A 10,887-nucleotide genomic window follows, 5' to 3' on the forward strand; every position below is an offset into this window, starting at 1 on the left:
GCTCGACCGCGTCAAGGGCCTGATCGCCGAGGGCGCCAGGCAGGGCGCCGCTTGCTGGCAGCCGGACGCTGCCTTGCCGACGACGGGCTACTATCACTTGCCGACGCTCGCCACCTCTGTTTCGCCGGCTAATATCCTGGCGCAGGAGGAGGTGTTCGGGCCGGTGCTGGCGACGATGAGCTTCCGTAACACCGAGGAGGCGATCGAGCTAGCCAACAACACGCGTTACGGTCTTGCCGCTTCGGTGTGGAGCGAGAACGTCAATCTCGCTTTGCATGTCGCGCCGCAATTGAAGGCGGGCGTCGTCTGGGTCAACGGCACCAACATGTTCGATGCGGCCTGCGGCTTCGGCGGCTATCGCGAAAGCGGCTTCGGTCGCGAAGGCGGACGGGAAGGGATGTTCGAATATCTTGCCGCCAAGCTGCCGGTCGGCCCCGCCATCAAGCCGGCCGCAGTCGGCTCGGCGCAGGTCGTCGAGCAGGCTGACGGTATGGCCATCGACCGCACGGCAAAGCTGTTCATCGGTGGCAAGCAGGTGCGTCCGGACGGCAACTACTCGCTGACCGTCGCCACCGCCAAGGGCAAGCTTGCCGGCGAAGTCGGCCTTGGCAACCGCAAGGATATCCGCGACGCGGTCGCCGCCGCGCGCGCCTGCAAGGCCTGGCCGGACGCGACGGCCTTCAACCGCAGCCAGGTGCTCTACTACTTCGCGGAAAACCTTTCGGGCCGTGCCGATGAGTTCGCTGCACGCCTTGTCCAACTCGCCGGCGTGACGGCGAAGGCAGCGCGCGAGGAGGTTGAGCAGTCCATCGAGCGGCTGTTCCTCTATGCCGGCCTCACCGACAAGTTCGAGGGCCGCGTCCACCAGCCGCCGGCCCGCGCCGTGACGCTTGCGCTGCACGAGCCTGTCGGCGTCGTCGGCATCGTTGCGCCGGACAATCAGCCGCTCCTCAACTTCGTCTCGCTGGTGGCGCCGGCGCTCGCCATGGGCAACGCCGTGGTGGCCGTGCCGTCCGAGCGTCACCCGCTTTTAGCCACGGATCTCTACCAGATCATCGAATATTCCGACATTCCGGCCGGCGCCATCAATATCGTCACCGGCCGCAGCGCCGAGCTCTGCGGCGTTCTGGCCAAGCACGACGACGTCGATGGGCTCTGGGTGTTTGCCGATGCCGACACCTGCGCCAAGGCGGAGGCCGATTCCATCGGCAACCTCAAGCGCGTCTGGACCGGCAATGGCCGCAGCCTCGACTGGACATCGAGCGAGGCGGCTGGCGAGGCCGTCCTGCGCCGCGCCATCGAGGTCAAGAACGTTTGGGTGCCTTACGGCGACTAAGCGCGTTCCAGACCGGGTCTGGTTTGACGACACTCGCGCCGCAAATTCGGCGCGTTTGCCGCAGGCTTCCAGGCTTGACGCATCGGCATGTGTTCTTTAACCAGAAAAAACAATTGGCCTGCGGAATAGCGGTCAGGCTCGCCTGGCACATTGCATCCCGTCTGGCCGCCACTAAGAAAGCTTGCGACACCGGAGGGAAGCATGGCGGATCTGGCAGGCAAAGTGGTCGTCATCACCGCGGCGGCGCAAGGCATTGGGCGGGCGAGCGCGCTGGCTTTCACCAAGGCCGGCGCCACCGTTCATGCCACCGACATCAACGAGCAGCTTTTGGCCCAACTCGGCAAGACTTCCGGCATAAAAACCCGCAAGCTCGACGTGCTCGATGACGCGGCCGTGACATCGGCCTTCGCCGAGATCGGCCCGGTCGATGTTCTGTTCAATTGCGCCGGCTTCGTCCATTCGGGCTCGATCCTCGAAATGACGGATGCCGATCTCGACTTCGCCCTGAATCTCAATGTCCGCTCTATGATCCGCACCATCCGCGCCGTGCTGCCCGGCATGCTGGAGCGCGGCGACGGCTCGATCATCAACATGGCATCGCTGGCGAGTTCGCAGAAGGGCGTGCCGAACCGTTTCGTCTACGGTCTGACCAAGGCCGCGGTCGTCGGCCTGACCAAGGCGGTCGCCGCCGACTATGTGGCTAAGGGCATCCGCTGCAACGCCATCTGTCCGGGCACGGTCGAGAGCCCGTCGCTGCAGGACCGCATGCATGCGCAGGGCGATTATGAGGCGGCGCGCGCCGCCTTCATCGCCCGCCAGCCGATGGGAAGGCTGGGCACGCCGGAAGAAATCGCCGATCTCGCCGTCTATCTGGCGGGCGCCACCTACACTTCGGGGCAGGCCTACAATATTGATGGCGGCTGGTCGATCTGACGCCCGTTTCGAAAATTGGGGGCGGTTCGCAGTGCTAGTGGGCGAACAGGAAGATCGGATCGGGGCTACGCGTTCATCGGAAGCATCGAAAAGTCTGAAAAATCCAGCCTGCCGACCTACTGCGTGGAGTCCGCGCTTGCGGGGTACCAGGCTGATGGCTAGGGTCCGCCCGATTTTCGCATGAGGTCGTGGCGGGAAGTTTTGCAAATCGGTCTTTGGCCGCAAGGTGGAGAGAAAAGATGAAGTTGCTGCGCTATGGCGAGATGGGAAGCGAGCGTCCCGGCCTGCTCGATCAGGATGGCACGATCCGCGACCTTTCGGCCTATGTCGCCGACATCGCCGGCACGGCGCTGCATCCGGCTTCGCTGGAGATGCTGTCGAAGCTCGATCCGAAATCGCTGCCGGCTGTTTCCGGTAGCCCACGCATCGGCGCCTGCGTGGCCGGCACGGGGAAATTCATCTGCATCGGCCTCAACTATTCCGACCACGCTGCCGAGACCGGCGCCACCGTGCCGCCGGAGCCGATCATCTTCATGAAGGCGAGTTCGGCTATCGTCGGGCCGGATGACGACGTGCTCATCCCGCGCGGCTCGGTCAAGACCGACTGGGAGGTCGAGCTCGGCGTCGTCATCGGCAAGACGGCGAAGTATGTCAGCGAGGACGACGCGCTGGATTATGTTGCCGGCTATTGCGTCGCGCACGACGTTTCCGAGCGAGCCTTCCAGGCCGAGCGCCAAGGCCAGTGGACCAAGGGCAAGTCCTGCGACACGTTTGGCCCGATCGGCCCCTGGCTGGTGACCACGGACGAGATCGCCGACCCGCAGAACCTCAAAATGTGGCTGACGGTCAACGGCAAGGCCATGCAGAACGGCTCGACCAAGACGATGGTCTACGGCGTGAAGTATCTGGTTTCCTATCTCAGCCAGTTCATGTCGCTGCATCCCGGCGACATCATCTCCACCGGAACGCCGCCCGGCGTCGGGCTGGGCATGAAGCCGCCGGTGTTCCTGAAGGCCGGCGACGTCGTCGAGCTCGGCATCGAGGGCATGGGCCAGCAGAAGCAGACCTTCAAGGCGGACGAGTAAGCGCAGACCTCGCCTTCTCCCCTTGTGGGAGAAGGTGGCCGCGAAGCGGCCGGATGAGGGGTGTTGGAACGATCTCTGCGTTGCAGAAGTAAGCGTCGCACTCCGCTGGAGCACCCCTCATCCGTCTCGGCGCTGCGCCCCGATCCACCTTCTCCCGCAAGGGGAGAAGGGGAGGCCGGCGCTACTTCAACACCCTTCCATCTGCCCCGAACCGATACGTCTTCGCCGGATCCGGCGTTGCATAGAGCGTCGCGCCCGGTTCGGCATTGTAGACGCCGAAGATCCGCACGGTGAGCAGCCCGGCCTTCTCGCAGTCGAGATAGAGATTGGTGTCGGCGCCGAGATGCTCGGCATGCACCACCGTGCCTTTCCAGGCGCCGGATTTTGCATCGACGGTCAGATGTTCCGGGCGCACGCCGACGGTCTTCGCCGTCTCGCCAAGCTTGGCGCCGTCGATGAAATTCATCTTCGGCGAGCCGATGAAGCCGGCGACGAATTCATTGGCCGGCGCATTGTAGAGCTCCATCGGGCTGCCGATCTGCTCGATGCGGCCGGCATTGAGCACGACGATCTTGTCGGCCAGCGTCATCGCTTCGACCTGGTCGTGCGTGACGTAGATCATCGTTGCCTTTAGCCGCCGGTGCAGCTGCGCGATCTCCAGCCTGGTGTTGACGCGCAGCGCCGCGTCGAGATTGGACAGCGGCTCGTCGAACAGGAACAGCTTCGGCTCGCGCACCACGGCGCGGCCGATCGCGACGCGCTGGCGCTGCCCGCCCGACAGCTCCGCCGGCCGCCGCTCGAGATAGGGCTCGAGCGACAGCATCGCGGAAGCGATCTTGATGCGGCGCTCGATCTCGGCCGAAGGCGAGCCGGCCTGTTTCAGGCCGAGCCCCATATTGTTCTTCACCGTCAGATGCGGATAGAGCGCGTAGGTCTGGAACACCATGGCGATGCCGCGTTTTGCGGGCGGCGTGACGGAGACGTCGTCGCCGTCGATCACCACCCGCCCGGAGGTCGAATCCTCTAGCCCTGCGATCACGCGCAGCAGCGTCGACTTTCCGCAGCCGGACGGGCCGACGAAGACGACGAATTCGCCGTCATTGACCTCGAGGTCGATGCCCTTCAGCACCTCGACCGGCCCGAATGCCTTCTTCACGTTCTCGATGTTCAGCGAGCCCACGGCTTCGTCCTTGTTCTAGAGTTTGATTGGCGCGCCGGTGCGCACGCTCTGGTCGGCGGCGAGGCAGACGGCGAGCGACTTCACCGCGTCCTCCATGTGGCGGGTCAGGTCGATGTCCTCGCGGATGGCCTTGAGCAGGAAGGCCTGTTCGAGGTCGCAGAGTTCCTGGTGCCCCGGCTCGCCTTCCATCGACAGCAGTTCGTCCTCTTTGATGAACTTTCCGTCCGGCCCGGTCGCGGCGCTGTGCAGGCGGATGGTCGAGGTCTTGGTGTGCGTGTCGATGTCGTCGGACTTCACGCCCTCCTTCGTGACGATCGACACAGAGCCTTTGGGCGACATCACGTCCTTCACGAAGAAGGCGGTCTCCGAAACCATCGGTCCCCAGCCGGCCTCGTACCAGCCGACCGAGCCGTCTTCGAACAGCACCTGCAGGTGACCGTAATTATACATCGAGGGCGCCACTTCATCGCTGAGCCGCACGCCCATGCCGCGCACCTCGACCGGTCTGGCATCGGTGATCTGCAGCATCACGTCGAGATAATGCACGCCGCAATCGACGATCGGCGAGGTGGTCTGCATCAACTGCTTGTGCGTTTCCCAGCTGTGGCCGGAGGACTGCTGGTTGAGGTTCATGCGGAATACGTATGGCCCGCCGAGCTTGCGCGCCTCGGCGATCAGCCGCATCCAGGACGGATGGTGGCGCAGGATATAGCCGATCACCAGCTTCCTGCCGTTGGCTTTGGCGGCATCGACGACGCGCCTGGCGTCCGCCACCGTGGTCGCCAGCGGCTTCTCGACGAAGACATGGCAGCCGGCCTCGAACGCCCGCACCGCATAGTCGGCGTGGCTGTCGGAATAAGTAGCGATGGCGGCGACGTCCGGTTTCTCGTCGCGCAGCACATCCTCGAAGGAGCGCCTGATGCGATAGCCCGCGAGCCCATCCGGCAGCGGCACCTCGGAACGGTTGACGAGCGCGGCGATCTCGAAGCCCGGATTGGTGTGATAGGCCAGCGCATGGCTGCGGCCCATATTGCCAAGGCCGGCGACGACGACGCGAAGAGGCTGTTCTGCACTCACTTGACGGCTCCTGACGTGATGCCGCGGATCAGCTGCCGCGAGAAGATGACGTAGAGGATCAGCACCGGCAGGATCGCCAGCGAGAGCGCCGCCAGGATCGCGTTCCAGTTGGTGACGAACTGGCCCAGGAAGAGCTGCGCGCCGAGCGTCACCGTCTTGGTCTCTTCCGACGGCGCCAGGATCAGCGGGAACCACAGGTCGTTCCAGATCGGGATCATGGTGAAGACGGCGACCGTCGCCATCGACGGGCGCACCAGCGGCAGCACCAGCCGGAAGAAGATCGTGTACTCCGACAGCCCGTCGATCCTGCCGGCGTTCTTCAGGTCGTCGGACACCTGCTTCATGAACTCCGACAGGATAAAGATGGCGAGCGGCAGGCCTTGCGCCGTGTAGACCAGGATCAGCGCCGTCAGCGTGTTGACCAGCCCGCTCGCCACCATCAGCTGCAGGATGGCGACGGTGCCGAGGCGGATCGGAATCATGATGCCGAGCGCGAGATAGAGCCCCATCATCGTGTTGCCGCGGAAGCGGTATTCCGACAGTGCGAAAGCGGCCATGGCGCCGAACAGAAGCACGAAGAACAGCGAGGCGACCGTGACGACGAGGCTGTTCTGGAAATAATGCAGAAAGTCGCCCTGGCCGAACACGGTGGTGTAGCCGATCAGGTCGAAGGTTTTCGGCGTTGGCGGCGTCAGCGGCGCGCCAAAAATGCCGGCGCGCGACTTGAACGAGTTCATGATGACCAGGATCACCGGGAACAGCGCGATCACCGTGTAGGTCAAAAGGACCGCATGGGCGCCGATGGTGCGGGGAAGCGAATGTGTTGCGGTGCTCATGGCGCGCCTCAGAACTGATAGCGACGCAGGCGCGTCTGGACGAGGAACAGGTAGACGCAGACGCCGGCGAGGATGATCAGGAACATGATCGTGGCGATCGCGGCACCCATGTTGGGATCGCCGACCTGCAGCTGAAAACCGAAGAAGGCGCGGTAGAGGAAGGTGCCGAGAATGTCGGTCGAATAATTCGGACCGGCGAGCGCCCCTTGCGCGGTGTAGATCAGGTCGAAAGCGTTGAAATTGCCCACGAAGGTCAGGATCGAGATGATGCCGATCGAAGGCAGGATCAGCGGCAGCTTGATCTTCCAGAACTGCGCCATACCGGTGACGCCGTCGCATTCGGCGGCCTCGATCACCTCGTCCGGGATCGACAGAAGTGCTGCATAGATCAGCATCATCGGGATGCCGACGAACTGCCAGACCGAGACGAGGCTGAGCGCGGTGAGCGCATATTGCTCTTTGCCGAGCCACGGCGTGAACAGGCTCTTCAGCCCAACGAAGTCGAGCAGGTGCGGCGCCACGCCCCAGATCGGCGACAGGATCAGCTTCCAGGCGAAGCCGACGATGACGAAGGACAGGATCGTCGGCACGAAGATCGCGGTGCGATAGAAGGCGGCAAACCGCAGTCTCGGGCTGGACAGCAGCGCCGCCAAGAGGATGCCGATCGGATTCTGCACCAGCATGTGGATGATGAAGAACCAGACATTGTTCCTGAGCGCATTCCAGAAATTCACCGACCAGTTGGGATCGCCGAACAGCTTGTGGAAATTGTCGAACCCGACGAACACTTGCGCCTGGTTGATGTTGCGGAACAGAGAAAGCTGCAGGGTGCCGAACAGCGGCAGGATCATGACTGCCGTGTAGACCAGCACCGCCGGCGCCAGGAAGACGCCGATATGCCAGCGGATCGGTTTCTTGGGTCGTGTTTGTGCGGCCATGAGTTCGGTCCCCGCCGTCTCTCGGTTCCAGGTCGATGGTGCTTGGCTGATGCCTCGATGCACGGCGGCCTGACTGTCCCCATGATGCGAGGGACAAGGCCAGCGACAGTGCGGCTTCGTCTTCCCGCAAGGGTGAGGGTAAGACCGAGAGGCGGCGCCGACAATCGCTATCTAGATCTGTCCGAAGGCCGGCCGGGCAGCTGCCCGGCCGGTTCGAATGGCTAAAGTCTTACTTCGCCGGCTTGTACCAGCTGTCGAGGCCGTCCTGCAGCTTCTTGGCCGCGGCTTCCGGCGTGTCGGTGCCGTTGATCACGTTGGCCGATTCGACCCAGGTCTCGTTCTCGAGGTTTGGCGTGCCGCGCGACAGGATCTGGTAGGTCGAGCGGATCGTCGACTTGCACTTGCCGCGCCAGGAGACGAATTCCTGTGCCAGCGGGTCCTCCATCTTCACCGGGGTGTTGTTCAGGCTGAAGAAGCCCGGCAACGCATTGGCGTAGATGTTGGCGAAGTCCGGCGAAGCGACCCAGGACAGGAACTTCTTGGCTTCTTCCGGGTGCTTCGAGGCTGCGTTCAGGCCCATGCCGATATCGGTGTGGTCGGAGATGTAGCAGGTGTCACCGGCCTTCTGCACGGGCGGCGGGAAGGCGCCCATCTTGAACTGCGCCTGGGTGTTGAACAGGCCGATCTCCCAGGAGCCAGCCGGGTAGATGGCGGCGCGGCCGAGCGTGAACAGGTTCTGGCTGTCCGGATAGGTCTGCGCCTCGAAACCGTCGCCGAGATAGGGCTTCCACTTGGCCAGTTCCTTGTAGGGTTCAACCCACTGCGGATCGGTCAGCTTCTGCTCGCCCTTGATCAGCGCCTGACGCCCTTCCTCGCCCTTCCAGTAGTTCGGGCCGATGTTCTGGTAGCCCATGGTCGCGGCTTCCCAGAGGTCCTTCGTGCCCATCGCCATCGGGATATAGGTGCCGTCCGCCTTGATCTTGTCCAGCACGGCGTAGAACTCTTCATTCGTCGTCGGCACCTTGAGGCCGAGCTTGTCGAAGGCGTCCTTGTTGTAGATGAAGCCGTGGATGACCGAAGCCATCGGCACGCAGAAGCTCGACTTTCCGTCGTCGGTCTGCCAGGCGGCCTTGGCGACCGGAGAGAAGTTGTCCATGCCGGGCAGCGACGAGAGGTCGGCGAGGTTGCCCTTCTTGAACAGCTCAAGCGACTTGTCGAAGGGGCGGCAAGTGATCAGGTCGCCCGCCGAGCCGGCAGAGAGCTTGGCGCCGAGTGCCGCGTCATACTCGGTCGGCGCCGAGGGCGCGAACACCACCTTGATGCCCGGGTTCTTGGCTTCGAAGGCCGGGATCAGCTTGTCCTTCCAGATGGTCAGGTCGTCGCCGCGCCAGCTCTCGATGTTGAGCGTGACGTCTTCGGCGAGGGCCATCCCGGTGGTGCCGAGAATGCTCGTGCCGATGAGAAGTGCCGTCAGTAGTTTGGTCGTCATGTCCAGTCTCCCTGTTGACCTTTTTCAGGTTCGGTTTTGATGAGAACAGCGGCTAGCGCGCCTTGCTCCCCTCGATCGCGGAAAGCGCCGGCCTGAGCTTCTGGCCGGTTTTTTCCAGTATCTTCTCGGCCGCATCGGCATTGGCAGCACCCGCGGCGAGCAGAATGGCAGTCTTGACGCCGCCACCGCTCTCTTCGAGCAGGCGCGCCGCGTCTTCGCGGCTGCGTCCGCTGATGGCGGCCACCATGCGCACCGCGCGGTCACGCAGCTTGATGTTGTCGGCGGCAAGGTTGACCATGTAGCCGTCATGCACATGGCCGAGATGGACGGCAGCGAGCGTCGAGAGCATGTTGAGCGCGATCTTTTGTGCTGTTCCCGCGCCCATGCGCGTCGAGCCGGCGATCAGCTCCGGCGGCGTCTCGAGCAGGATGGCGACGTCGGCCTCGCCGAACAGCGTCGCGCCGTTGTTGTTGGCTATCGCGATCGTCGCCGCGCCCCGGCGCCGGGCATCGCCGATCGCCTGGACGGCATAGGGCGTCGAGCCACTGGCCGAGATGGCGATCAGGCAGTCGCCCTTGCCGATATTGGCATTCGCGACGGCTGCCGCGGCTTCCTCGGTATCGTCTTCCGGTCCGCCGGCAAGCGTGCGGAACGCCTCGTCGCCGCCGGCGATCAGGATGGCGATGCGGTCCCGCGCTATACCGAATGTGCCGGGAAGTTCCAGCGCATCGGCGACAGCCATGAGGCCGGAACTGCCGGCTGCCGCGTAGGCGAGCCTGCCTCCACCCTTCAATTGTCTGGCGACAAGCTCGGCGGCCTCGGCAATGGCCGGAATGGCGCCGTGCACGGCCCTGGCGGCCTCGATTTGCGCATTGGCGAGGAACGAAAGGATGGCGTCCGGGGCCTGGACATCCAGCCCCGCGGCGTTCTGATGAAGCGCTTCCGTGCGCGTCTCGGCCATCCGCTTTCCTCCAACTGATCGAACAATACCAAAAAAATACCACTTGTCCACATCTCTCATTGCGTTTTCATGCTCCGGAGCGCGTCGGGAACAAATTTCCATGTCCTTTCAATCAAATACGCCTTAATCTTTTTTGAGCCGAAATTAACGCTTGGCTGTTGGTATTTTATTGGTATTATCCGCGACGAGGAGAAAATCGCGTGAAATTCGTGCTTGGCATCGATGGCGGCGGCACAAGCTGCAGGGCGGCCCTTGCGACCGCCGACGGCGCTGTCGTTGGCCGCGCCAAGAGCGGCGCGGCCAATATCCGCACCGACCTTACCGGTGCGCGCGCAAACATCGTCGAGGCGGCAAGGCAAGCTTTCGTGGCCGCCGGTGAAGATCCGGAGCTGATCCCCGAGACGCCTGCCATTCTCGGCCTCGCCGGAGCCAATGTCGGCACCTACAGGCAGCAGCTGGAAGCGATCCTGCCGTTCAGCAAAAGCCGCGTCGAGACCGATGCCGAGATCGCGCTCGAAGGCGCCGTCGGCTCCGGCGACGGCGCCATGGCGATCCTGGGCACCGGCACCGCCTATATGGCGCGCAAAGCGGGCAAGTCGCACGCCATCGGCGGCTGGGGTTTCCAGGTCGGCGACCAGGGCAGCGGCGCCCGTATCGGCCGCGACCTGCTCGAGCAGACGCTCCTTGCCTATGACGGCATCCGCCCCGGCTCGCCGCTGACGGATGCCATGCTTGCCGTCTTCCGCAACAATCCCGAGGACGTGGTCGAGTTCACCACCAACGCCAAGCCCGGCGACTTCGGCGGTTTCGCGCCAAAAGTCTTCGAGCATGCCGAAAAGGGCGATCTCGTTGCCAATTGGATCCTCGATAAGGCGGTTGCCGATGTCGAGGCTTCGCTCGGCGCCCTCGAACTCGCCGACGATGCGCCGCTATGCCTGCTCGGCGGCCTGGCGCCGCTCTACGCGCCGCGGCTGGCGGCGCGCTATCAGGCGCTGCTGAAGGCCCCGCTTGACGATGCGCTCGGCGGCGCGGTGCAGATGGCCGCGCGCATC

Annotated in this window: 10 protein-coding genes; 4 read left to right on the forward strand and 6 right to left on the reverse strand. The window is 63.9% G+C overall.

The features are described 5' to 3' along the window. The 3 genes from EOA75_RS20935 to EOA75_RS20945 form a co-directional block, all read left to right on the forward strand. On the forward strand, positions 1 to 1,336 hold a 1,336-nt coding region (locus EOA75_RS20935), incomplete at its 5' end, for an aldehyde dehydrogenase family protein (protein WP_127325054.1). A gap of 201 nt (positions 1,337 to 1,537) precedes the next feature. Next, the gene (locus tag EOA75_RS20940; RefSeq protein ID WP_095799122.1) at positions 1,538 to 2,269 is read left to right on the forward strand and encodes an SDR family oxidoreductase; all 732 of its coding nucleotides are present in this window, start codon (positions 1,538 to 1,540) and stop codon (positions 2,267 to 2,269) included. A 239-nt stretch (positions 2,270 to 2,508) separates the two neighbouring features. Beyond that, positions 2,509 to 3,354: a fumarylacetoacetate hydrolase family protein gene (locus EOA75_RS20945; protein WP_127325055.1), complete on the forward strand. Its 846-nt coding sequence runs from the start codon at positions 2,509 to 2,511 to the stop codon at positions 3,352 to 3,354. Between the two features lie 181 nt (positions 3,355 to 3,535). Here EOA75_RS20945 and EOA75_RS20950 read toward each other — a convergent pair whose 3' ends face one another. From EOA75_RS20950 to EOA75_RS20975, 6 genes are all read right to left on the reverse strand, one after another. After that, positions 3,536 to 4,534: an ABC transporter ATP-binding protein gene (locus EOA75_RS20950; protein WP_127325056.1), complete on the reverse strand. Its 999-nt coding sequence runs from the start codon at positions 4,532 to 4,534 to the stop codon at positions 3,536 to 3,538. Positions 4,535 to 4,549: 15 nt separating this feature from the next. Beyond that, on the reverse strand, positions 4,550 to 5,611 hold the full coding sequence (locus tag EOA75_RS20955; protein ID WP_127325057.1) for a Gfo/Idh/MocA family oxidoreductase: 1,062 nt from the start codon (positions 5,609 to 5,611) through the stop codon (positions 4,550 to 4,552). Beyond that, entirely contained in the window at positions 5,608 to 6,447 is an 840-nt protein-coding gene (locus EOA75_RS20960) for a carbohydrate ABC transporter permease (protein ID WP_066996124.1), read from the reverse strand. Before EOA75_RS20960 ends, EOA75_RS20955 begins: the two co-directional genes overlap by 4 nt. 8 nt (positions 6,448 to 6,455) lie before the next feature. Beyond that, positions 6,456 to 7,385 (reverse strand): sugar ABC transporter permease, encoded by a 930-nt coding sequence (locus EOA75_RS20965; RefSeq protein ID WP_095799125.1) that lies wholly within the window; start codon positions 7,383 to 7,385, stop codon positions 6,456 to 6,458. 229 nt (positions 7,386 to 7,614) lie between these two features. Beyond that, positions 7,615 to 8,874 carry an ABC transporter substrate-binding protein gene (locus EOA75_RS20970; protein WP_067324040.1) on the reverse strand — a complete coding sequence of 420 codons (1,260 nt, stop codon included), beginning with the start codon at positions 8,872 to 8,874 and terminating at the stop codon, positions 7,615 to 7,617. A 52-nt stretch (positions 8,875 to 8,926) separates the two neighbouring features. Next, the gene (locus EOA75_RS20975) at positions 8,927 to 9,835 is read right to left on the reverse strand and encodes an N-acetylmuramic acid 6-phosphate etherase (protein ID WP_127215654.1); all 909 of its coding nucleotides are present in this window, start codon (positions 9,833 to 9,835) and stop codon (positions 8,927 to 8,929) included. 200 nt (positions 9,836 to 10,035) lie between these two features. Here EOA75_RS20975 and EOA75_RS20980 point away from each other — a divergent pair. Further along, positions 10,036 to 10,887 (forward strand): N-acetylglucosamine kinase (locus tag EOA75_RS20980; protein ID WP_127325058.1); only part of this gene is annotated, 852 nt, incomplete at its 3' end.

It is taken from the genome of Mesorhizobium sp. M1A.F.Ca.IN.022.07.1.1 (assembly GCF_003997575.1).
Lineage (GTDB): Bacteria > Pseudomonadota > Alphaproteobacteria > Rhizobiales > Rhizobiaceae > Mesorhizobium.

Bases quoted from the DNA above. Each gene is read 5' to 3' on its own strand.
- EOA75_RS20960 (WP_066996124.1), bottom strand. From the start codon at position 6,447: ATGAGCACCGCAACACATTCGCTTCCCCGCACCATCGGCGCCCATGCG.
- EOA75_RS20940 (WP_095799122.1), top strand. From the start codon at position 1,538: ATGGCGGATCTGGCAGGCAAAGTGGTCGTCATCACCGCGGCGGCGCAA.
- EOA75_RS20970 (WP_067324040.1), bottom strand. From the start codon at position 8,874: ATGACGACCAAACTACTGACGGCACTTCTCATCGGCACGAGCATTCTC.
- EOA75_RS20945 (WP_127325055.1), top strand. From the start codon at position 2,509: ATGAAGTTGCTGCGCTATGGCGAGATGGGAAGCGAGCGTCCCGGCCTG.
- EOA75_RS20975 (WP_127215654.1), bottom strand. From the start codon at position 9,835: ATGGCCGAGACGCGCACGGAAGCGCTTCATCAGAACGCCGCGGGGCTG.
- EOA75_RS20965 (WP_095799125.1), bottom strand. From the start codon at position 7,385: ATGGCCGCACAAACACGACCCAAGAAACCGATCCGCTGGCATATCGGC.